The 21,180-nt window shown below is 67.9% G+C and carries 21 protein-coding genes and 1 pseudogene; 8 read left to right on the top strand and 14 right to left on the bottom strand.

Annotated elements, in window-relative coordinates:
* Positions 1-177: 177 nt before the first annotated feature.
* Both GQS65_RS09490 and GQS65_RS09485 read right to left on the bottom strand, forming a co-directional pair.
* Positions 178-894: a DUF2270 domain-containing protein gene (locus GQS65_RS09490; protein ID WP_158204362.1), complete on the bottom strand. Its 717-nt coding sequence runs from the start codon at positions 892-894 to the stop codon at positions 178-180.
* 219 nt (positions 895-1,113) lie between these two features.
* Positions 1,114-1,701 carry a DUF7474 family protein gene (locus GQS65_RS09485; protein WP_199268434.1) on the bottom strand — a complete coding sequence of 196 codons (588 nt, stop codon included), beginning with the start codon at positions 1,699-1,701 and terminating at the stop codon, positions 1,114-1,116.
* 186 nt (positions 1,702-1,887) lie between these two features.
* Between GQS65_RS09485 and GQS65_RS09480 the strand changes: the two genes are divergently transcribed.
* Complete coding sequence (locus tag GQS65_RS09480) at positions 1,888-2,886, top strand: DNA primase large subunit PriL (protein WP_158204361.1); 999 nt, start codon at positions 1,888-1,890, stop codon at positions 2,884-2,886.
* Between the two features lie 54 nt (positions 2,887-2,940).
* Here the strand turns inward: GQS65_RS09480 and GQS65_RS09475 are convergent, their stop codons facing one another.
* Entirely contained in the window at positions 2,941-3,141 is a 201-nt protein-coding gene (locus tag GQS65_RS09475; RefSeq protein WP_158204360.1) for a DUF7472 family protein, read from the bottom strand.
* A 147-nt stretch (positions 3,142-3,288) separates the two neighbouring features.
* Between GQS65_RS09475 and GQS65_RS09470 the strand changes: the two genes are divergently transcribed.
* Complete coding sequence (locus GQS65_RS09470; RefSeq protein WP_233265067.1) at positions 3,289-4,092, top strand: SWIM zinc finger family protein; 804 nt, start codon at positions 3,289-3,291, stop codon at positions 4,090-4,092.
* 23 nt (positions 4,093-4,115) lie between these two features.
* Here GQS65_RS09470 and hjc read toward each other — a convergent pair.
* Positions 4,116-4,537: pseudogene (hjc, locus tag GQS65_RS09465) on the bottom strand (Holliday junction resolvase Hjc).
* A 264-nt stretch (positions 4,538-4,801) separates the two neighbouring features.
* Between hjc and GQS65_RS09460 the strand changes: the two are divergent.
* Complete coding sequence (locus GQS65_RS09460; protein ID WP_158204359.1) at positions 4,802-6,010, top strand: Fic family protein; 1,209 nt, start codon at positions 4,802-4,804, stop codon at positions 6,008-6,010.
* A 102-nt stretch (positions 6,011-6,112) separates the two neighbouring features.
* On the opposite strand, the gene GQS65_RS09455 is transcribed toward GQS65_RS09460, so the two are convergent.
* The 3 genes from GQS65_RS09455 to GQS65_RS09445 form a co-directional block, all read right to left on the bottom strand.
* Positions 6,113-7,510, bottom strand: coding sequence for an adenosylhomocysteinase (locus GQS65_RS09455; protein WP_158204358.1), 1,398 nt, complete (start codon positions 7,508-7,510; stop codon positions 6,113-6,115).
* An 85-nt stretch (positions 7,511-7,595) separates the two neighbouring features.
* Complete coding sequence (locus GQS65_RS09450) at positions 7,596-8,627, bottom strand: hypothetical protein (RefSeq protein WP_158204357.1); 1,032 nt, start codon at positions 8,625-8,627, stop codon at positions 7,596-7,598.
* A gap of 173 nt (positions 8,628-8,800) precedes the next feature.
* Entirely contained in the window at positions 8,801-10,108 is a 1,308-nt protein-coding gene (locus GQS65_RS09445) for an amidohydrolase (RefSeq protein ID WP_158204356.1), read from the bottom strand.
* A 340-nt stretch (positions 10,109-10,448) separates the two neighbouring features.
* Between GQS65_RS09445 and hisG the strand changes: the two genes are divergently transcribed.
* Positions 10,449-11,297, top strand: a complete 849-nt coding sequence (gene hisG, locus GQS65_RS09440) for an ATP phosphoribosyltransferase (protein ID WP_158204355.1) — start codon at positions 10,449-10,451, stop codon at positions 11,295-11,297.
* A 24-nt stretch (positions 11,298-11,321) separates the two neighbouring features.
* On the opposite strand, the gene GQS65_RS09435 is transcribed toward hisG, so the two are convergent.
* Genes GQS65_RS09435 through GQS65_RS09425 form a run of 3 tightly spaced genes read right to left on the bottom strand, consistent with a single transcriptional unit; the run spans position 11,322 to position 13,249 of the window.
* On the bottom strand, positions 11,322-12,260 hold the full coding sequence (locus GQS65_RS09435) for a CPBP family intramembrane glutamic endopeptidase (protein ID WP_199268433.1): 939 nt from the start codon (positions 12,258-12,260) through the stop codon (positions 11,322-11,324).
* Positions 12,257-12,631: a DUF7473 family protein gene (locus tag GQS65_RS09430; protein ID WP_158204354.1), complete on the bottom strand. Its 375-nt coding sequence runs from the start codon at positions 12,629-12,631 to the stop codon at positions 12,257-12,259. The genes GQS65_RS09435 and GQS65_RS09430 overlap by 4 nt, the downstream gene beginning before the upstream one ends.
* 54 nt (positions 12,632-12,685) lie before the next feature.
* Positions 12,686-13,249 (bottom strand): TATA-box-binding protein, encoded by a 564-nt coding sequence (locus GQS65_RS09425; RefSeq protein WP_158204353.1) that lies wholly within the window; start codon positions 13,247-13,249, stop codon positions 12,686-12,688.
* 123 nt (positions 13,250-13,372) lie between these two features.
* Between GQS65_RS09425 and GQS65_RS09420 the strand changes: the two genes are divergently transcribed.
* Entirely contained in the window at positions 13,373-14,440 is a 1,068-nt protein-coding gene (locus GQS65_RS09420; protein ID WP_368280014.1) for a methyltransferase domain-containing protein, read from the top strand.
* Positions 14,441-14,463: 23 nt separating this feature from the next.
* Here the strand turns inward: GQS65_RS09420 and GQS65_RS09415 are convergent, their stop codons facing one another.
* From GQS65_RS09415 to GQS65_RS09400, 4 genes are all read right to left on the bottom strand, one after another.
* Positions 14,464-15,267 (bottom strand): YihY/virulence factor BrkB family protein, encoded by an 804-nt coding sequence (locus GQS65_RS09415; RefSeq protein WP_158204352.1) that lies wholly within the window; start codon positions 15,265-15,267, stop codon positions 14,464-14,466.
* Positions 15,268-15,385: 118 nt separating this feature from the next.
* Positions 15,386-16,381, bottom strand: coding sequence for an AAA family ATPase (locus tag GQS65_RS09410; RefSeq protein WP_158204351.1), 996 nt, complete (start codon positions 16,379-16,381; stop codon positions 15,386-15,388).
* Between the two features lie 99 nt (positions 16,382-16,480).
* Positions 16,481-16,957, bottom strand: coding sequence for a hypothetical protein (locus GQS65_RS09405; RefSeq protein ID WP_158204350.1), 477 nt, complete (start codon positions 16,955-16,957; stop codon positions 16,481-16,483).
* A 303-nt stretch (positions 16,958-17,260) separates the two neighbouring features.
* Positions 17,261-17,755, bottom strand: coding sequence for an SHOCT domain-containing protein (locus tag GQS65_RS09400; RefSeq protein ID WP_233265066.1), 495 nt, complete (start codon positions 17,753-17,755; stop codon positions 17,261-17,263).
* A gap of 88 nt (positions 17,756-17,843) precedes the next feature.
* Between GQS65_RS09400 and rnz the strand changes: the two genes are divergently transcribed.
* From rnz to GQS65_RS09385, 3 genes are all read left to right on the top strand, one after another.
* Entirely contained in the window at positions 17,844-18,764 is a 921-nt protein-coding gene (gene rnz / locus GQS65_RS09395) for a ribonuclease Z (RefSeq protein WP_158204349.1), read from the top strand.
* A 40-nt stretch (positions 18,765-18,804) separates the two neighbouring features.
* Positions 18,805-18,993, top strand: coding sequence for a hypothetical protein (locus GQS65_RS09390; RefSeq protein ID WP_158204348.1), 189 nt, complete (start codon positions 18,805-18,807; stop codon positions 18,991-18,993).
* 150 nt (positions 18,994-19,143) lie between these two features.
* On the top strand, positions 19,144-21,180 hold the full coding sequence (locus GQS65_RS09385) for a DUF460 domain-containing protein (RefSeq protein WP_368280013.1): 2,037 nt from the start codon (positions 19,144-19,146) through the stop codon (positions 21,178-21,180).

Below are 21,180 nucleotides of genomic sequence, written 5' to 3'. Positions count from 1 at the left end.
GACCCACTGGCCGAGCCCTCGCACTCCAATCGATGCGCCTACCGGTGAAGGGACCTGACTCGGTCGTTCTACGAAGTGCGTCCCGTCCGGAGCCGCGACGACGACATCTCCGTCTTCCTTCGTTTCACGCCGAAACGTGTCCGGTCGAGAGTCTCCCCCGCTCTGGCTCACGAGGGTTCAGTCGCTCTCTTTCCACTCGCCGGGTTCGTACTCGCCGAACTCCCCCTTCGACCGACGCTCGCGCGGCCAGAACGAGATCGCGACGATGCCGACGTAGAACAGTCCCACGACGCTGCAGACGACGAGTCCAGAGACGCTCCCTACCGCGGCTGCTTCGAGCACTGGCTGGTCCGAAAACGCCGTGAGCTTGAACAGCCATGCGGCGAGCATGAGTACGAAAAACGGGAGGTAGATTCGACGAAGCCGCCGCGCGAGCGCCTCCACGTACGGTGTCTTGATGGCCGGATTGCGATAGTCCTCACTCAACTCGCGACGCCAGTTGCGGTGTTCGACTCCTTGTGAGGGATCGAGCGTGTTCGCAAAGAGGTTCTCTTGGAGCATTCGCGCCCGTGCTCGGTACACGTCGTAGGCTTGGTACCGTCGAGCCTCGATTCCGAGGAAGACGGCGATGACCACCATCCCGGTGAGGAGAATCACGTGGTTCCCCTCGGTCGAGAACGCGTAGATGAGAATCGCCGAAATAATCGTCACCGCCCAGTTGATGGTCTCGTCAAGGCGACTACGCCAAGTCGTAACGACGCTCATCTCTCCCCGATAGAAGTGCGCCATGACCGAACCGAGCCCCGTGCTCTTCGAGACCATCTCGCGGCCGATCTCGCGTTCTTCACGCGCCTTCGGGTCGAACTCGTCCCAGTCTCTGTCTCCCTCTTCCATGGCTCCGGAACGTCGGCTGTGAGTCGACAAAACCCCGCCGCCTGCGCATCGTCCACCGTCCGATGACCGAACGACTCCACTACACCCAGTCTTACGGGCACGTCCGTCGGTCCGAGTGGTCTCGACGCTCCACTCGAATGTTCGCCTACACGTCACGTGGGTCACGAAACACGAACCGGCGGTCGTCCCGTGGTCCGACGGCGCTCTCTTATCCGACGCCTACAGTGACCTATCGATAATCGCCTTCGCCGCGCGGGCCTTCTCCTTCCAGCCGTAACCCTGGTCGTAGACGTGGCGTTTCGAGTCGACCAACTGCTCCGGAGAGGCCTCCTCGAAGCCGCCGCGTGTCCACGTGCCCGTCTCGTGGAGCCACGCGACGACCTGTTCACGGGTCTCCGCCCACGAGAGGCCGACCATCTCGTAGTACGCGACCATGGCGAAGACGGCGTTGTCGTGGGTGCCCGGCACCGACCCTTTCTCGTAGACGGTTCTGATGGGTTCCTGGGTCGGTTCCGAGACCTGCTCTTTGAACTCCTCGGCCGAGCGGAGTTCGAGGGCTCCACCGCGTGTCTCCTTGAGTCGCTGTTCGTGACGGAGGCGACTCAGTGCGGCCGAGTGCAGCGGGTCCCACGGGCCGTCGGTCGCCTCGCGGATGCGTCCCTCGCTCTTCGTGCCGTCGGCGAGTGCGACGAGTACGTCGGTGTAGGCGCGTTCGACCTCGGGCCACGGCGTGCCGTCGAACCGGCAGTCGGGGTCGTGGAGGCTGTTGGTCGAGCGACAGTCCGGACAGGGGTAACGGAACCGCACGTGCTGTAGGGTGTGCGTCGACGGACTTAGCCGTTCGCTCTCGGCGTCGTGCGATTCACGTCCGGTGCTTTCGAGGACGGGAGGTGTCGCCGGCCTCGTCTCCGCCGTACCGAACGCCCGCCCCGACCGGCTCTGCCCCACTCAACCGTCGGGCTTATTCACGCCCGCTCGCAGGAACGGGTAGACATGGACGCCCACCACGCGCGCTACCCGTTCTTCGAGAGCGCCCGCCAGGCGGTTGGTGAGGCGGGCGTCGACCTCGTGACGCTGATTCGGGAGGGGCACCCCGCGGTCGAACGGGGCCGAGAGCGCGTCCAGCGCGCGCTCGTCGCGGGCACCGTCGAACAGGCCAGCGATCAGCGTGTCGACGCGCGGACCGAGGTGCTCTCGTACCCCATCGCCCGCGTGCTGGTCTCGCTGGTCGACGCCCCCGGTGCGGTCGAGAAGTACGCCGCCAGCGAGGCCGCCACCGCCCACGAGCGGTTCGTCGAGGAGTTCGAGCGCGGCCGCCAGTCGACGCTCGGCGGCGACCCGCTCACCGTCGAGACGGTCCTCCGCGAGTTCGACCTCGCGGGCGTCGTCCGGAGTCACGACGACGAGTTCCGCGTCGCCGTCGGGACGTACCTCGACCTCGCGCCGGAGGGCAGCGGCTGGCGACTCGTCACCCGCGAACTCGACGACGGCTGGGTGACCGTCACCCGTCGGGACCTCTACGACCTGCTCGACCGGGCCGTCGAGCGCCGGGTGGCGGAGGGGTTGCCGCTGACGGTCCCCGAGGAGATCGCGGACCCGCTCGGCCCCGTCGTCAGCGAGGTCGAATCGGCGCTCGCCACCGCCTCCTACCCCCGGTCGTTCGACCGGGTCGACCCCGGCCAGTTCCCGCCGTGTATGCGAGGCCTGCTGGAGCGAGCGCGGAGCGACGAGGAGGACCTGGGGGCGTCGGGGCGGTTCGCGCTCGTCTCGTTTCTCTCCTCGCTCGGGATGGACGGCGACGCCGTGACGACGCTCGTCGGGGTGGCCGACGAGTCGCTGACGTACACTGCCGACCGTCTCGACGGGGGGCTCTACCCGCCGCCGAGCTGTGCGACGATGCAGGCGTACGGCGACTGTCTCGACCCGGACGACCGCTGTGAGACCATCGACCACCCGCTGGAGTACTACGCCGACGCGCTCGAAGCGGAGTGAGCGAGAGTCGAGGACGACGGTCCGAGCGCTGGCACACCCCAGTCGAGGCCCGGACTACTGCCGCGAGAGGAAAACGGCCACGACGGTCATCAGCAGGATGAACCCGGCGATGGACCCGATGAGGGCGAACGCACCCTGGTTGGTGAGTCCCTCCGAGTTGTAGGTGCTGCCGACGAAGACGACGGCGGCGATGAAGAGTCCGACGGAGACGACGGAGACGATGATTTCTGTCACTGTCTCCCGGTCCAAGGGCATACCCGCCGGTTCCGACGGTCACAGCAAAAGCGCTTCGAACCGGGCGCTCTCCTCCGCCGTCCGCCCCGCTCGCCCGACGCTCGCGTTCGCTCGACTCCCCTCGCCGACCACCTTCAGTTCCACCGCGCACACGCGAGCGAGCGGTTCATGCCCGTCGAGAACCTACGTTTCGCGTGGAGCGGAACGGTCCGCTTCCCGAACCGAATCATGACGCCAACCGAACACACACCAGCGTCACCACGAAGCGCCCTCGCACCCGACACGCGACTGCTCGACCCGCGTGCTGCTCGCGCGTGGACGGAGAAGATGGCCGTTACAGCGCTCGGCGGTGGCATCTACGAGATAGAGAGCGACAGCGGCCACACCTACGCCGTCGACCTCCTGGAGGGTCGCTGTAGCTGTCCCGACCACCAGATGCGCGGCGTGCGCTGTAAGCACATCCGTCGAGTTGCACTCGAAATAACGGGGGGAAGAGCCCCCGCGCCCGGCCGCCGCGCCATCGAGTGTGTCGCCTGCGGTCACGACGCGTTCGTCCGCGAGGACGACCCCGCGGTCTGTGACGACTGCCGACTCACGCCGGGGACGACGGTTCGTGACCGTGAGACCGACGCGCTGCTCGTCGTCGTCGAGACGACCGACCAGCGGGCGGCCGAGGTGACCGTCCCGAAGAAGCGCGAGCGGACGCTCGCGGACCTCGAGAGCGATGCCGCCGCATCGGACGACGCCGAGGAGACCACCGTCGCCGACTACCCGAACAACCGGTACTACCCCCGTGAGGACCCCATCGTCCGAGCGGTCTACCCGTTCTCGGGCGACCCGAACACCCCGTTCGAGGAGCTTCGACGGTACTCCTTCCCGCTGTCGCGCCTCGATCGGGTGCTCCCGCGCCCCGACGACGAGGACGCCGCCGACGAGCACGAGACCGAACTCGACTCCCTGCCGACGCCCTGAGCGGGCGTCGTGCGCCTCGGCGTTCAGTTCCCCGAGAGCTTCGTCTGGGCGGGGCCGCCCGTAAGTTCCTCGATGTCGGTGCCCTCCGCCAGCGCCGTCTCCTGCTTGACGCGGTAGTTGCCACCGTCGGTGACGTAGAGGTCCGCGGGGTGGAAGAAGTACCACTCCTCGCGGTCGAACCGGACGCCGATACGCGGTTTCGCGCCGAAGTTCTGCGAGAAGTAGACCAGCGCTTCGACCTCTTCGCCCGTGAGATAGATGGGCCGGCCGTTCGACGCCTTCGCCTCGATTGCGTAGAAGTCCTCGCCGTTTCCCGCCAGCACGTCCGGTAGTTCGCGGTCGGTGCTCGACCGCTCGCGGGGGCGCGCATGACGGCGAATCCCCGGTCGTGGAGTTCGTTGACGAGTTCGCGCTCGCGGCGGTCCCCCTTCCTGTTGCCCGGCATGTGCCTGCTTCTCGGCCGAAGGGGCTTAAGCGCGTGGAGAGCGCGGTGAAACTGACAGAGGGCGACTTGTTTGGCGTTGGATCGACCTTCATGCCACGGAGGGGTACCAATGTGGACGTCCGTCATTCAAGCAATTCTTGGTTCCGTTTGTTTGATTCTCTCTCAGTAAACGATAGCCGAACAACGTTTAGCCATACGTCGGAACCGTGTTCTGAGTATTCGACCCAAGAAAAGCTTTTACTTAGAAACACATGACAGACGCTAATGAAAGACGGGTACCTCATTGATTCACCGGCTCCTGGCAGGTACTTACCTGTCGATTCGAGTGTGTCTGCCCCTGTTTCGAAGTTCTACCTTCCGGACGATCTCCCTCCAGAGCTGACGCTTTCCGACGAGGTCGTGGCCGCCTACGGTCGAGCCATGCACTCGTTAGGGAGACTGGACGGGTTCTGGAGCGAAATTCCGAACCCCGATATCGTTCTCGGTCTATTCATCTACAAGGAAGCAGAACAGTCCTCGCAAGTAGAGGGAACACGGGTGACGGTGACGGACATGTACCGACAGGGAATCTCATCGAAGGACGTTCGGGAAGCTCGGAACTACGCAGAAGCACTTCGAGAGGCGGTCAACCGTTTGACCGCCGAAGGCCGCTCACGTACGAACGTCACCAACGAGTTGTTGAAAACGGTTCACGAACGGTTGATGGAAGACGGCCGAACGGACGACGAAGATCTGCGTCCGGGGCAGTTTCGATCGGGGTTTGCTTGGATAGAGGAGGACACTGGCAGCCTCGGCACACAGATCCGATTCGTCCCTCCAAAAGCAGAAGTCGCCGTCAGAAAAATGGAGGATTTCGAACGGTATGTCCGCTCAGTCGGCCGATATCCGGACTTGATGGATATCGCTATTCTCCATTACCAGTTCGAAACGCTTCACCCGTTCGCTGACGGTAACGGGCGTGTCGGTCGGTTGTTAATTGTACTTCTCCTCATAGCAACCGATATTCTCGTTTATCCGCTGTTCTATCTGAGTTCATATATCAACCGAAATCGCTCAGCGTACACCGATTCCTTGTTGGCCGTGAATGAAGACGGTGCCTGGAACGACTGGTTGCTGTTCTTCCTCGACGGGATACGCGAACAGGCAGACGACGGGTTCAGTCGCGCTAAACTCCTTATAGGGCTCCGTGAGAGCTACCGATCGAGGTTCGGAGACACGTCTCCGTCCGTCCGTGCGCTTGCCGATGCGGTCTTCGTAGAACCCGTATTCACGGTATCCAGAGCGGCCGAACTGATCGACATGACCTACCCCGCGGCGAACAAAGCTATCGACGAACTCGTTTCAGAAGGCGTACTAGAGGAGACGACCGGAAAACAGCGCTACCGAGAATTCGCGGCTGTTGACGTACTCGAACTTCTGGACCGACCGTCCGATGATATCCCCTCTCCTGCTCGACTACTGAGCGAAAAGTAACGGCCGTCTCAATCAGAACCGAGAGCGAAGTAAAAATAACGAACGGTTGTTAGGTGTGTAGGCAAGAATCGAATTCGGCCGTTTCGGGCGGTAGTGGCCGGCTTACGTCCCGTGCTGCCAGTCGCCCATGTACTCGACCTGTTCGTCGGTCAGGTCGTCGATGTCGATGCCCTCGGCGTTCAGCTTGATACGCGCGACTTCGCGGTCCAGCGCGTCGGGCACGTCGTGGACGCCCGCGTCGTAGGTTCGCTCGCCCGCTGGCGTCAGGCCACCGCTCCGACCCAGTCGCTCACGAACGCGCTCTGCGATACGCTCGCCGAGGCCGCCCTTGTCGGCGGCGACGAGTTCGCGGACACAGACCGCCTGCACGCCGAAGCTCTGGTCCATCACTTCGACCGGATGGCCCAGCGAGAGCGGGCCGGCGAGGTTGACGAGGCGCCCCTCCGCCAGCACGTTCAGGCGGCGGCCGTCGTCCATCTCGTACTCGCGGACGCCGTCCCGGACTTCACGGACGTTCGTCGCCATATCGGAGAGCTGGTCGAGATTGACTTCGATGTCGAAGTGGCCCGCGTTGGCGAGCAGGACGCCGTCGTTCATCACCTCGAAGTGCTCGGCCGTGACGACGTCGCGGTTGCCCGTCGTCGTCAGAATCACGTCGGCCTTCTCGGCGGCCTCCTGCATGGAGCAGACCTCGTAGCCCTCCATGTGGGCTTCGAGCGCACGGCGTGGGTCGACTTCGGTGACGATGACGTGGGCGTTCTGGCCGGCGGCCTTCTTGGCGACACCGCGGCCACAGTCGCCGTAGCCCGCGACGACGACGTTCTTGCCCGCGTACGAGAGGTTCGTCGTCATGGCGATGTTCGCCAGCGAGGACTCGCCGGTGCCGTGGACGTTGTCGAACAGGCGTTTCATCGGCGTGTCGTTGACCGCGAAGACGGGGTAGTCGAGCGCGCCGTCGTCGTCCATCGCACGCAGACGGTGGACGCCCGTTGTCGTCTCCTCACAGCCGCCGATGATGCCCTCGACGAGGTCGGGGTGTTTCTCGTGGATGCGGAGGACGAGGTCGCCGCCGTCGTCGACGGTGACGGTGGGTTCGATGGCGATGGTCGCCTCGATGGCCTCGTAGTACTCCTCGTCGTCGACGGCGCGTTTCGCGTAGGAGTCGATGTTCTCGTTGGCGTCGAGCGCGGCACTCACGTCGTCGTGGGTCGACAGCGGGTTACAGCCCGTGATGGCGACCTGTGCGCCACCGGCGGCGAGCGTCTCGGTCAGCGCGGCGGTCTTGGCCTCGACGTGCATCGCCATGGCGATGCGCTGGCCCTCGAACGGCGTCGACTCCTCGAACTCCTCGCGCAGGGCGGCGAGGATGGGCATGTGCTGGCGTGCCCAGTCGATTTTCTTGCGCCCCGACTCCTGCGCGGCCGCGAGACTCTCGAAGGCCACGTCCGACTCCTCGTCGGCCGTCGCCGTCGTGAGGTACTCGCTGACGGTCTCGGTCATGTCTGCATCGACCGGGGGGGACAGGAAAACGCTACCGCTACCGGGTCGAGAAATCGGATAATCGCTCGGTGTCGGCGAGGCCCGCTCAGAAGTCGACGCTGACGACGGGGCCGTGGGAGGCTCGGCGCTCCTCCTCTTGGGTCTCCTCGTCGTCCTCGTTCTCTTCTTCTTCGTCGTCCTCGTCGTCGGTTTCCGCACCGTGCTTCTTGGTCGACTTGTCCCTCTGGTCGCCCTTGTCGTTCCCCGCGTGTTCGGGTGGACCGCGACGGTCGTCGTCCTCCTCGTCTTCGTCGTCGCTCTCGTCGTCTTTGTCCTTCGCGCCGGCGTGCTCCGGCGGACCGGCGTGGTCGGGCTTCTCGTCGGTACCGGGGTTGTTCTCGGTGACGAACTCGGAGATGACCTGACCGAACGGCTTCTCCGAGTCACCGTCCTCACCGCCGAGCAGTTCACGGACGAACGCGGAGACGCGAGCGCCGAAGCTCTCCGGTTCCTCGTCGTCCTCGACGGCGAGCATCACCGACGTCGTGGCCGTCTCGTCGTCCGCCGTCGCGGTCACGTCGACCGTGACGTTCTCCTCGGGGGTCGGGAGGGCGACCGTCCCGTTCGGACCGGTCGTGTAGTTCCCGACGCCCGCGTACGTGGAGCTGTTCGTGACCGGTGGGTCGACCGTGACGGAGGCGTTCGTGACGCCCGAGTCGTTCTCGGTGACCGACACGGTCACGCCGTCGTCCTGGTCGACGGTGACGTCGAACTCGTCGGCCTCCTCCGCCCCGACCAGCGTGACGGTAGTGCTGGCGACGTCGTCGTCGGTCGTGGCCGTCACGACGACGGCGACGTCTTCTTCGGGCGTCTCCAGAGCGACCGTCCCGTTCGCGTCGGTCGTGTACTCGCCGGTGGCGACGCTGACGTTCTCCTCGACGGGTGCGACGGTGACGCTGGCGTTCTCGACGCCGGCCCCGTCGTCCGTGACCGTCACGACGACGTTCTCGGACTGGCTCACGTCGACGGCGAGGCCGCCGGCCGACTGTGCTCCGAGTGCGACCGCTCCCGTGGAGAACGCACCGACCACGAGCAACGCCGTCGCACACACGGCGAACAGACTTCGACTGGTGCTCATCACACTCGAATAACTGAATGTACTTCAAATAAGTTAGTCAGTAAGTTCAGCCGGTTCGGAGCGTTCGGAGCTACCGAGAGACGGAGAGAGAACCCGTTAGAACGTTCAAAAGCTCCTCTCGGCGTTCAGGGCCAAATCGAGTGGTTCGCGTTCGGTCCGGTGGTCGTCGCCCCCTACTCCGCCCGCGAGACGAGGTCGAACGCCCGTTCGCTCGCCGCCTCCTGCACCGCCTCGGCGTCGAGCGTCAGCACCTCACGGTCGCGCATCAGCACCTGCCCGTCACAGACGGTGTGGCGCACGTCCCGTCCCGACGCGGCGTAGACGAGGTGGCTCACCAGGTCGTGGGCGGGCGTCAGGTGGGGGCCGTCGAGGCCGACGACGGCGAGGTCCGCGGCCGCGCCGGGTTCGATGCGCCCGCCGGGGAGTCCCGCGACCGTCGCGCCCCCCTCGGTCGCCATCCGGACCACGTCGGGGGCGGCGACGGCGCTGGCGTCGTCCGTGGCGAGTTTCCCGACCATCGCGGCGTCGCGCATCTCGCCGAACAGGTCGAGGTCGTTGTTCGACGCCGCGCCGTCGGTGCCCAGTCCGACGGGGACGCCCGCGTCGAGCATCGCCTGCACGGGAGCCATCCCGCTGGCGAGTTTCATGTTCGAGGCCGGGCAGTGGACGACGCCCCCGCCCACCTCCGCGAGCGTCTCCACTTCGCTCGAATCGCTGTGGACGCCGTGGGCGAGGAAGTCCCGTTCGTCGGATGCGGGGTCGAACAGGCCCACATCGCGGGCGTACTCGACGGGCCGCATCTCTCGTTCCTCGACGATAGGGTCGACCTCGTGGCGCGTCTCGTTGACGTGGAGGTGGACCGGGACGCCCTCCTCGCGTGCTCGCGGGACGTACTCGCGGAACACCGCCTCGCTCACCGTCGTCAGCGAGTGGGGCATGAACGCGGTCCGGACCCGGCCGTCGGCCGCGCCGTCGAACTCGCGGGCGACGGCGATCGACTCGGCGGCGTCCTCGTGGGCGGCCTCGTCGTCCTTCCCGACGGTGACGACGCCGTGGCCGACGCGAGCGCGCATCCCCGACTCGTCGATGGCCGCGACGACGTCGGGCACCTCGAAGTACATGTCGACGAATCCGGTGGTGCCCGAGCGAATCATCTCCAGCATCCCCAGTTTCGTGCCCGCGGCGACGTCGTCGGGGGTCAACTCGGCCTCGGCGGGCCAGACGTCCTCGCGGAGCCACGATTCGAGGGGTTTGTCGTCGGCGTACCCCCGGAGGAGCGTCATCGCGGCGTGGGTGTGGGCGTTGACGAGGCCCGGCATGACGAGCGAGTCGCTCGCGTCCAGCGTCTCGTCGGCGCTCGTCCCGATGTCGGGTTCGACGTCGAGAATCTCGCCGGTCTCCTGGTCGACGAGGACGTCCGCTCTCTCGACGGTTCCGTCCGGTCGCAACACCTGCCCGTCGGTGATGCCGAGTGTGGTCATGTGGCCGGCTTTTCGTGGTGGGGGCGTTAGTGTGTCGGGATCGTGGAGGTGCCGGTGGCCGGGAGCGTGTGCCGAGCGCACGTGAGGCCGCGCGACTCGGGAAAGGGCAGGGCTGCCGCGGCGGTCCTGGTGGATTCGAAGGGCGAGGACCAAGGACGACGCACGACCCGGCAAGCACCGCAGTGAGCGACAGCGAACGAGGAGCGCAGACGTGGTCGCGCGAGTCGTTGGGTCGAGGGCTTCGGCGGCGTTCTCACTGGTCGCTCCCACTCACTTCTCACACCACCAACCACCTGCTAGCGGCGAAACACACAACCTCCCTCCAATGCACCACTCACCAATGCGAATCGCCGTCCCCAACAAGGGCCGTCTGCACGACCCGACCATCGACCTGCTCGAACACGCGGGCTTGCACCTGACGGACGGCGCGGACCGGAAACTGTACGCCGAGACCGTCGACCCCGACGTCACCGTCCTGTTCGCCCGCGCCGCCGACATCCCGGAGTACGTCGCCGACGGCGCGGCCGACCTCGGTATCACGGGCCTCGACCAGCAACGCGAGTCCGGCACGGCCCTCGAAGACCTGCTGGACCTCGAATTCGGCCAGTGTCGCCTCGTCCTCGCCGCCCCCGAGGAGTCCGACGTCGAGTCGGTCGACGACCTCGCGGGCGGCACGGTCGCCACCGAGTTCCCGCGTATCACCCGCGAGTTCTTCGCCGAGCGAGATATCGACGTCGCCATCGCGGAGGTGTCGGGAGCCACGGAACTCACGCCACACGTCGACATCGCCGACGCCATCGTCGACATCACCTCGACGGGGACCACACTGCGGATGAACCGCCTCGCGGTCGTCGAGGAGGTGATGCAGTCGTCGGTGCGCCTGTTCGCCCGTCCCGACGCGGCCGGGAGCGAGAAGGCCGAGCAGGTCCGCACTGCCCTCCAGTCGGTCGTCTCCGCACGGGGCAAACGCTACCTGATGATGAACGTCCCACGGGACCGTCTGGAAGCGGTCGAGGACGTGATTCCCGGTCTCGGCGGCCCGACGGTGATGGACGTCGCCAACGGTGGGGAGACGCTCGCTGTCCACGTCGTCGTCGACGAACGCGACGTGTTCGAGACCATCGCCAAACTCCGCGAGGAGGGGGCGACCGGTATCCTCGTCACCGAGATCGAGCGACTGGTGGAGTAGCCGCCGAGCGCCGGCCCCTCGGTCTCAGTCCGTCCCGTCGGCGCCGGCGTCCGGCCGTTCGTCGCCTCGGGCGACGAGTTCGGGGACCGTCGTCCACGCGAGCGCCTCCGACAGCGACGGCACGCCCCGGAGCCGAACGTATCCGGAGACGGCGAGCGTGCCCGCTACCGACGCGCCGAGGCCGACGAGTCCCGCCTCGGGACCGAACGCCCCGCCGGTCACGAGTTCCGGGCCGGTCACGGCCGTCTCGACGACGGTGGCGGGCGTCCCGATGCCGCTGACTGGGAAGCCGAACACCGACCCCTGCGCGAAGTTCCACGTGACGTGGACGCCCACCGGGAGCGCGAGGCTCGCGGTGCGGACGAACGCCCACCCGAGGAAGACGCCGGCGGCGGTGATGCCCAGTGTACTCGCGAGCGTCGCGTTCGGGTTGGCGAGGTGGAGGACGCCGAAGACGGCGGCCGAGGCGAAGACGGCGATGGCGGTGGCGAGGCGCTCGCCCAGCCACGCGAACCCCTCGGCGACGTTCGTCAACAGCCACCCGCGGACGAACAGTTCCTCGTAGAAGCCGACGACGAGAAAGAGCACGAGCGTGCCGAACCAGCCGACGAGGTCCGGGACGCCAGCCTGCGCGATACGCGCCCACCCGCCGGCCAGTTGCGCGAGGAACACGCCCGCCATCAGGACGACGCCGAGCACCAGGCCGGCGACGAGGTCCACGGCCCACCGCCGGTCGAGGTCCAGTCCGAGGTCCGCGAACGTCCGCCGGTCGACGACGCGCGCGACGAGCAACACGCCGAACGTCGCGCCGACGCCGCTGGCGGTGACGAGCAGGAGTCGTGCGCTCCCGAACGGGGTGACGGTGGCCGTCACGAGCGAGGCGGCGACGACGATGAGGAGGCTCCCGAGGAGGAGTCGAATCGGTGCGCGAAGTCGCCGGTCGGCGGTGTAGAGGGTGCTCACAGGAAGGTGATGATGTTGTACAGCGCCAGTCCGAGTGCGAACGCGAACGCGAAGTACAGCAGCGTCAACGCCGTCGCCGTCGTCCAGCGCAGGCGGTAGACGAGGTGGATGGCGAACAGCGCGGCGACGAACGAGAGGACGATGAAGACGGCGATGGGGATGTCAGCCCCACCGATCTGACCGAGTTGGAGCAGCATCGAGAACACGGCGGGCGCGAGCGCCGCCGTCGCCGCTCGTTGCGTGGGGACGTCGCCGAGGAAGAACGTCGCCGCGAGGTGGAGCGCGACCGAGTAGAACAGCCACGCGAGGAGGAACGTGACGACGATAGCCAGCATCCCGCCCCCCGTCACGTCCACCTGCGCCGGAATCATACCCCATCGTTCGACCGCTGGGGGGTTGTATCCTGCGTTGTCGTGTCGCGCGAGTCAGCCGTCGAGCAGCCCGAGGTCTTCGAGCCGCGAGACGATCTTGTCGACCGCGTGCTCGGCGTCGACGGGCTGTTTCCCGCCGGTGATGACGAGTTTTCCCGACCCGAACAGGAGCGCGACGACGTCGGGGTCGTCGAGGCGGTAGACGAGACCGGGGAACTGCTCGGGTTCGTACTCGATGTTCTCCAGACCGAGGCCGATGGCGATGGCGTTCAGGTTGAGCGTCCGCCCGAGGTCGGCCGAGGTGACGATATTCTGGACGACGATTTCGGGGTCCTCGTCCACCTGAATCTGGAGGTCACGGAGCTTGTCGAAGACGATGCGCAGGCTCTCGTGGACGTCGTCGGTCGACTTCGCGCCCGTGCAGACGATCTTCCCGGAACGGAAGATGAGCGCCGCGCTCTTGGGGTTCTGGGTCCGGTAGACGAGACCAGGGAACTGCTCGGGGTCGTAGTCGGCCCCTTCGAGGTCCATCGCAACACTCTGGAGGTCCAGCTCCTGGCCGATGCCCGTCGAGGCCACCACGTTCTCGATGTTGATGGTTTCCTTGGGGTCGGTCATTGACACGATTTAAACCACGTATTTAACCTTTATAAGTGTGTGGGGGTCGGACTGACAGGTCGTCGTTCGTGGCAGTTCCGGTACTATCGGCACGCTCTTGCCTGCGCCCGGACGAACGCGGATGTGTACGTGCTGGAACTCGGCGGCGAGGACGACGCGTTCGCCCGCCGCGAGGCGGCGAGCGTCTGCAGCGACGTCCGGCCGCTGGCGACGGGCCTCGCCACCGCTCGCGGCGTCGGCAGTCGGGTTCGGACGCTCGCGTTGACCCACCGCGCCAGCCGACTCGTCGGCACGACGAGCGTGCCCGAAGCGACCGTCGACGACGTCCGCCGACTCCTCGACGCCGCCACCGTCGACCGCGCGTCCCTGCCCGTGGTCTCCGACCGCGACGGACCGCTGGGGGACGGGACCGTCGCCGTCCGGGCCAACGACGTGCGCGGTCTCACGGCTGTCGACACCCAGCGCGTCGAGCGCGAACTCGGGAGCGTCCTCGTCGGCCGCGGGTTCGACGTCGACCTCGACGACCCCGACCACGAGTTGCGAGCGCTGTTCTCGCGCGTCGGCGGTGACCCCGACGACCCGGACGCCGAGGCCGGCGAGACGGTCTGTGCGGTCGGCTGGCTCGCAGAACGGAGCGAGCGTGGGTTCGGCGAGCGACTCCCCAGCGACCGGCCGTTCTTCCAGCCGGGGAGCATGGACCCACTGTACGCCCGTGCGCTCGTCAACGTCGCGGGGGCCGGCCCCGACACGCGCGTCCTCGACCCGATGTGTGGGACCGGCGGCGTCCTCGTCGAGGCCGGCCTGGTCGGCGCGGACGTCGTCGGCAGCGACGCCCAGTGGAAGATGGTCCGCGGCGCACGGCAGAACCTCGCCGACGCACTCGACGGGGCCGACGGGGCCGGAGCGTTCGACCTCGTCCGGGCGAACGCGACCCGCCTCCCCTTCGCCGACGGCACGTTCGACGCCGTCGTCTTCGACGCTCCGTACGGTCGCCAGTCGAAGGTGGTCGGCGACCTCCGGGAACTCGTCTCCAAAGCACTGACCGAGGCGCGACGGGTCGCCCCGCGCTGTGTCCTCGTCGCCGACCGGGAGTGGGACGGCGTGGCCGCCGACGCGGGGTGGGCCGTCGAGAGCCGTTTCCGTCACCGCGTCCACCGCTCGCTCGACCGGTACGCGCTCGTTCTGGAGTGACGGCGGGTCGTCGCCTCGACGGTCTATCGCTCGTGACGTCGGGCGACGTGAGGGACGTCGTCTCGCCGCGTGGCCACCGCGACGTTGACGACGATGCCGACGAGCAGGGCCGACGCGGAGATGTAGAGCGCGGTGAAGATGACGACGACGCCGCTGAGGACGCCGAAGACGGCGTACTGCCCGGCGTTGACCGCGTAGAAGTGGATACCGGTGTAGACGAGCGTCCACCCGAGCGAGGTGACGACCGCACCGGGGAGCGCGGCCCGCGGCGACCGCACGACGGTCGACGGCACGTAGTACAGCGGGAGGAAGGTGACGGCGAGCACGACCCACAGGCCGACGAACGCGGCGAACTGGTTGAAGACGCCGGTGGGCCGGAGCGCGAAGAGGATGCTCGTCGCTCCGACGGCGAGGATGGCGGTCCCGAGACACCCGAGGACGACGACGGCGTCGCGGAGCCAGTGCCGGACCGTGCTCTCGACGGTCCCCTCGACGCGTTCGACGACCGTTCGGACGTCGCCGACGAAGTTCGCCGCGCTCCAGAGCACCACGAGCACCGCGAGCACGCCGGCACCGTTCCGTTCCGTCCCGGTCCGTATCGACTGGTTGACTAGCTGTCGCACCGCCGGGGTGAGAAACTGCGGGGCGACCCGCGACAGGTCCGTTGCGAGGACCGGCCCGACGGCGACGAACACCAGCAACAGGAGCGGCAGGAACGAGACGAACGCGTAGTAGGCGAGCGCCGCCGCCGGGTACCGGAGCTTCTCCGCGAGCGTGACCCGGACGATGGTCTCGACGAGTTCGACACCATCGACGAGGCGGTCCATACTCGTCGTTCGGCCGTGCGGGTGAAATAGCCCGACACCTGCCTCTGCGGGCCGACCCTCGTGGCGGTCGGCCACCGGCGCTCGACGGTCGACGCGCTCTCCCGGAGTACTCGCCCCGTCAGCGACCCAGTTCGGCGAGCAGGTGCGAGAGGTGGAGACGGTCGCTCGTCCCCTCCGCGAGGTCGAGGTCGACCTCCCCGGCGAGGCGGTGGAGTTCGGCGAGTTCCCGACCGGACTGCCGCGAGCGAGCCACGCGAAGCAGGTCGTCGAGTATCTCCCCGCCGTCGTAGCCCTCGTCGACGAGCAGGTCGTCCAGGGTCTTCCGGGCGTCGCTGAACTCCCCGGCGAGCGCGTCGTCCAGCATCGACTCGACGCGCGTCGTGAGTCCGAGGTCGCCCAGCGCCTCGTAGGCGGTCTGCATCGTCAACTCGCCTTCCCCCTCGACGGTCGTCTGTGCGCCGAGGATGGCCCGGCGCAGGTCGCCCTCGGCGTAGCCGGCGACGTACTCGACGCCGTCGGCGTCGTACTCGACGTCCTCCGCCTCCAGGATGGGTTCGAGCACGCCGACCACCTCGTCGTGGGTCGGTGCGCGGACGGGGACGTCGAAACACCGCGAGCGAATCGGCGGGATGAGTTTCGAGGGCTGGCGCGTGGCGATGACGAACTGCGTCGTCCGGTGGTGACGCTCCATCACCCGACGCAGCGCCTGCTGGAAGTCCTCTCGGATGGACTCGGCGTTGTCGAGCACGACCGTCCGGTAGGTCCCCGAGACGGGCGCGTAGCTCGCCGACTCCTTGAGGACGTGGTTGATCATGTCGCGTTTCGACAGCCGCGAGCGCCCGACGAGGAAGCGCTCGAAGCGGGGGTCGTTCTTGATTTCGGTCTTCCGCCGCGAGAAGAAGTCGTCGACGTTCAGTTCGACGAGGTCGTTCTCGTCGTCGTGAGCGCGGTCTGCGAGCGCCCGCAGGCCGGCGGTCTTGCCCGACCCACGCGGCCCGTAGACGACGAGGTTCATCGGTTCGTCGACGGCCCGCCCGAGCGCGTCGCGGACCCCTGCCTGTGGTAACTCGTCGAGCGACGGCGCGTGCGTCTCGGTCCACAGCGGGGCGTCCATGTGTGGCGAAAGCCGACCGACGGCTATCAATCGGTCGGTCTCGCACACGTCGACCCGGTCGCCGAGGGGCGTCCAGTGACCCGGTGGGCGTGTCCCCGCTCAGCCGAACACGAGTCGGGCGTCGACCGACGCCGAGCCGTGTTCGACGCGCAGGGTCGTCGTCCCGTCCGCCGGGAGTCGCACGTCGAGCGTGCCGTCCGTCCCCGTCGTCCCCACCGTCTCGCGGTCGAGCAGGACCTCCGCACCGGTCACGGGCGCGTCGTTCCGAATCGCGGTCACGGTCACCGTCTCGCCGGGGGCGGGCGTCCCGTCGACGTGCAGTTCGAGGGCACCGCTCGTCTTCGCGCCGGTCTCGCTCTCGCGGTCGGCCGTCGACTCCGTCGACCGTCCGGCGGTGACCGGCGTGTTCGCCCGAGCGTCGTGCCCGCTCGGCGTGTTCGTCTCGGCGACACCGGCGGCCGCGTCGTCGTTCGGTTCCATCTCCGTCGCCTCGTCGCCGGTGACGGGCACGCTCGCCGAACACCCGGCGAGCGCGACCATCGTCACTACGAGGAGTGCGAGCGCGGTCCATCTCATCGTAGTTCAGAGTAATCACGTAATCATACATAAACCGACCGACCGTTCCGAACCGTCGAATCCGCTCGCAGTCGGGCGGTCGACCGGACGAAGCCGTCGGACCGAACGGGCGACCCGCCTCCGACTCTGGGTATCGAGGTGGTGGCCGTCCGTCACACCGCACAGCCGAGGACGGCCGAACTGGTCCCCGAGTCGGCCCGTCTCGGCGGGTGCGCTCGACGGGAGGCCGAACGTGTGTCGCTACTCGGGCGTCTCGACGCCTGCGTCGTCCGAGGAGCGCGGTCCGTCGGAGTCGTGACGGTGCTAGCGGGAGTACTCGCGGCCCCGTTCTCGGTTCCGTCCCCGTTCACGCTCGCGCCACTCGGCGGCGTTCTCCGGCGTGTCGGTCTCCAGCAGGCGGTCGAGTTTCGCCTCGAACTGCGCGTCGGTGAGTTCGCCGTTGGCGTAGCGCCGACGGAGCGTCTCGATGGCGTCGCGGGTGTTCCCCTCGGCGGGTGAGGCCGGGTCGTCGTCACGGGCCGCGTCCTCGCGGGTCGTACCGCCACCGAACACTCGTTCCAGTTCCTCGCCGAACCGTTCCATCTCACGTTCGAAGCTCTCGAACGCGCCGCCCTCGTCGTCGTCGTCCACCTCCAGCAGGATAGCGACGATGGGGAGGACGACGGCGAACCCGAGTATCCAGACGAGGAAGAACGGGACGCCGGGGAGGACGTCCACGAACAGGTCGAGGAAGCCGAGGCCGAGGATGGACATCGTGAGCACCCCGAGCAGTTTCTCGCCGAACGTCTCCTCGCTCATGCGCGGAGAGTGGCTATTCGGCGTGAAAAACCTTCCCGCGCGACCGGCGATTCGACACCGCTATCCGACGCCCGGAGCGAGTTCGGATATGCACGTCACGTTCCTCGGGACCAGCGGGGCCATCCCGACGACCGAGCGCAACACGAGTTCGGTGCTGGTTCGACGCGAGGGCGAGCGGTTCCTCTTCGACGTCGGGGAGGGGACCCAGCGCCAGATGATGCGCTACGGCACCGGCTTCGACGTCTCGCACGTCTTCCTCACGCACCTCCACGGCGACCACGTCCTCGGCCTCCCCGGCTTGCTCCAGACGTGGGACTTCAACGACCGCGAGGCGGCACTCGCCATCCACACTGCGCCGGGGACGAAACCGGCCGTCGAGAACCTCGTGACGGCGGCGGGGACCCGGCCGTCCTACCCCGTGCGTGTCGACGAGGTGTCGCCGGGGTCGGTCGCACTCGGGGGCGACGACTTCGAGGTCCGGGCGTTCGAGACAGAGCACCGCACCCGTTCGGTCGGCTACGCGCTCGTCGAGGACGACCGGAAGGGCCGCTTCGACCGCGAACGCGCCGAGGAACTCGGCGTCCCGGTCGGTCCGAAGTTCTCGAAACTCCACGACGGGCAGTCGGTCGAACTCGACGACGGCACCGTCGTCGACCCCGAACAGGTCGTCGGCGACCCCCGACCCGGCCGTCGGGTGGTCTACACCGGCGACACCCGCCCGACGGACGCCGTCGAACGCGCCGCCGAGGGCGCGGACCTCCTCGTCCACGACGCGACGTTCGCCGACGAGGACGCCGAGCGCGCCCCTCGGACCGGGCACTCGACGGCCCGTGAAGCCGCCGAACTCGCCGCCAGCGCCGGGGTGAACCGGCTCGCGCTCACACACGTCTCCTCGCGCTACGGGGGGTACGCCGGTCACCTCGGCGAGCAGGCCCGCGAGGTCTTCGAGGACGCGTTCGTCGCCGAGGACGGTCAGGGCGTCGACGTCCCGTACCCCGACGCCGACTGACGCCGAAACCGATTCCCGAGCGCCGCGCCTCGATTCGCGTATGACCGACTGCACCTACTGCGGGAGCGACCTCGCCGGATACGACCCGGTCTGGGTCGAGGAGGGGAGCGACGACGAGCGAACAGCCGTCGGCGGCTTCTGCAACTACGCCTGTCTGCACGCGCACATCGAGGGCGAGCGGCTGGTGTACGGCACGTCGTGTGCGTGGTCGCCCGACGGCACGGACTGAGTTCGGGCCGGCACCGCGGGGACGAGCGCCGACAGCGCCCGCGTGCTCGCCACCGTCACGCGGTCGACGCCCGACCGAGACCGCACCACGGCGGACCTACCGGGCCGAGCGCGCCACGGAATTTAAGCCGGTCGTCGCCCTAACACGACTGTGAGTACCCGCACGAGTGCGCTCGACGCGGTCGTGTTCGGCGTCGACGTCCAGAGCGGCGATGTCCGGGGTGACGCCCCCCAGTACGCCGTCGTCGCGTTCGACGTTCGCGGAGTCCGAGGGACGCCGCGAGCCAGCCAGAACTCGAAGCGTTCTGGCGACGGGGAGCACCTCGACCGCGACGTGGTCTCCCATCGGAAGCTCCGTCGACTCATCGACCGCGAACGACCGGCCATCGTGGCGACGGACAACGTGTACGAACTCGCGGCCGACAAGGACGCGCTCGTCCACCTCCTGCGTTCGTTGCCCCCCGAGACGAAGCTGGTCCAGGTGACCGGCGCGAACCGCCCGGAACCGCTCTCGCGGGTCGCGGCCCGCCACGGCGTCCCCTACGGCAAGAAGCCGATGAAGGAAGCGGAGGCCTCCGCGCGTCTCGCCGCGGCCAACGTCGGCTACGAGGTGACGGCGTTCTCCGACACGACGTCGGTGAAGGTCGCTCGGGGCCGCTCGACCGGCAAGGGCGGGTGGAGCGAGGACCGCTACACGCGCCGCATCCACGGCCACGTCAAGAACAAGGCCCGCGACGTCGAACGGGCGCTCGACGAGGCCGGACTGGACTACGAGGTCGACCGCGTCGAGAAGTACGGCGGCCTCTCCCGCGCGGTGTTCGAGGTCGACGCCCGCCCACAGGACCTCCCCGTCTCCCGGTCGCGGGCCGGGGACGTTCGGGTCGAAATCGAACGCGAACGGCGCGACGGCATCGAGTTCGAACCGCTCGCCAAGCGCCGCGACCACGTCTTCGTCGGCATCGACCCCGGCACGACCACCGCCGTCGCCATCGTCGGCCTGGGCGGCGAGGTGCTCGACACCCTCTCGACGCGCACCGCCGACACCGCCGCCATCACGGAGTGGATCATCGAACGCGGCCGACCGCTGCTCGTCGCGGCCGACGTCACGCCGATGCCGGACACCGTCGAGAAGTACCGACGCAGTTTCGACGCCGCCGGGTGGGAACCCGACCGTGACCTCCTGGTCGACGCGAAGCAACACCGGACCCGCGAGGTGGGCTACGACGACGACCACCAGCGCGACGCGATAGCCGCCGCGCTGTTCGCGTTCGACGCCCACGAGGACCAGCTCGACCGTATCGCCGACAAGACGCCCGCCTCCCTCGACCTGGGGGCGGTCGCCGCACGCGTCGTCGGCGCGGAGACGAGCGTCGAGGCGGCCATCGACGCCCTGACCGACGACGACGGGGGCGACGACGAGGAGCACGAACACGTCGAGCGCGAACTCACCGCCGAGGAGAAGCGCATCAAGCGCCTCGAAGCCCGCGCCGGTCGCCTCGAATCACAGGTCGAGGACCTCCGGGAGACCATCTCGACGAAGGACGAGCGCATCGCGGAGTACGAGGAGGAGCTCAGCGAGGCCCGCCGCGAGGAACGCCGGGAGGCCCGCGAGCGCCGCGAGGTCACCCGACTGGAGCGCGAGACCGACCGACTCGAACGCGAACTCGCCGAGGAACGCGACGAGCGGGAGGCTATCGAGGGGAAACTCGACCGACTGAAAGAGCTGTGGAAACTCGACCACTCGAACTTCGCGGACGTCGCGGCGAGTCGCCAGGGCCTCGTCCCCGTCAAGGTGGTCGACCAGTTCACCAAGGGTGCCATCGAGGCCGCCGACGAGGCGTACGGCCTCGCCTCGGGCGACGTGGTCTTCCTCCGGGACGCCTCCGGTGCGGGCCGCTCGACGGCCGAACGCCTCGCGGAGACCGACCCCAGGGTGGTCCTCCGACGGGGCGGCCTCTCCGACGTGGCCGACGAGGTGCTGTTCGACCACGCTATCCCGGTCGCGCCCGCCGAGATGGTCGAGATTCAGGAGGTCGACGAACTCGCCATCGCCGAGGAGGCGGCCGTCGAGGACGCCGTCGCCGACTGGGAGGACCGCGCCGAGGACCGCCGCAAGGCACGGCGCGGGGAGATGGTCGACCGTCTCATCAGCGAGCACCGCGCCGGCGAGTCACGGAGTGACAGTTAG

This window comes from Halomarina oriensis (assembly GCF_009791395.1).
GTDB classification, from domain to species: Archaea; Halobacteriota; Halobacteria; order Halobacteriales; family Haloarculaceae; genus Halomarina; species Halomarina oriensis.
Note: the sequence above shows the minus strand (reverse complement) of the source record. Positions and strands in the feature narration are given on the sequence as shown.

Coding starts and splice junctions, on each gene's coding strand:
- GQS65_RS09460 (WP_158204359.1), top strand. CDS start 4,802: ATGAAAGACGGGTACCTCATTGATTCACCGGCTCCTGGCAGGTACTTA.
- GQS65_RS09425 (WP_158204353.1), bottom strand. CDS start 13,249: ATGACCGACCCCAAGGAAACCATCAACATCGAGAACGTGGTGGCCTCG.
- GQS65_RS09455 (WP_158204358.1), bottom strand. CDS start 7,510: ATGACCGAGACCGTCAGCGAGTACCTCACGACGGCGACGGCCGACGAG.
- GQS65_RS09450 (WP_158204357.1), bottom strand. CDS start 8,627: ATGAGCACCAGTCGAAGTCTGTTCGCCGTGTGTGCGACGGCGTTGCTC.
- GQS65_RS09415 (WP_158204352.1), bottom strand. CDS start 15,267: ATGGACCGCCTCGTCGATGGTGTCGAACTCGTCGAGACCATCGTCCGG.
- GQS65_RS09480 (WP_158204361.1), top strand. CDS start 1,888: ATGGACGCCCACCACGCGCGCTACCCGTTCTTCGAGAGCGCCCGCCAG.
- GQS65_RS09400 (WP_233265066.1), bottom strand. CDS start 17,755: ATGAGCGAGGAGACGTTCGGCGAGAAACTGCTCGGGGTGCTCACGATG.
- GQS65_RS09410 (WP_158204351.1), bottom strand. CDS start 16,381: ATGGACGCCCCGCTGTGGACCGAGACGCACGCGCCGTCGCTCGACGAG.
- GQS65_RS09405 (WP_158204350.1), bottom strand. CDS start 16,957: ATGAGATGGACCGCGCTCGCACTCCTCGTAGTGACGATGGTCGCGCTC.
- GQS65_RS09430 (WP_158204354.1), bottom strand. CDS start 12,631: ATGATTCCGGCGCAGGTGGACGTGACGGGGGGCGGGATGCTGGCTATC.
- GQS65_RS09490 (WP_158204362.1), bottom strand. CDS start 894: ATGGAAGAGGGAGACAGAGACTGGGACGAGTTCGACCCGAAGGCGCGT.
- GQS65_RS09445 (WP_158204356.1), bottom strand. CDS start 10,108: ATGACCACACTCGGCATCACCGACGGGCAGGTGTTGCGACCGGACGGA.
- GQS65_RS09470 (WP_233265067.1), top strand. CDS start 3,289: ATGCCCGTCGAGAACCTACGTTTCGCGTGGAGCGGAACGGTCCGCTTC.
- hisG (WP_158204355.1), top strand. CDS start 10,449: ATGCGAATCGCCGTCCCCAACAAGGGCCGTCTGCACGACCCGACCATC.
- GQS65_RS09390 (WP_158204348.1), top strand. CDS start 18,805: ATGACCGACTGCACCTACTGCGGGAGCGACCTCGCCGGATACGACCCG.
- rnz (WP_158204349.1), top strand. CDS start 17,844: ATGCACGTCACGTTCCTCGGGACCAGCGGGGCCATCCCGACGACCGAG.
- GQS65_RS09475 (WP_158204360.1), bottom strand. CDS start 3,141: ATGCCCTTGGACCGGGAGACAGTGACAGAAATCATCGTCTCCGTCGTC.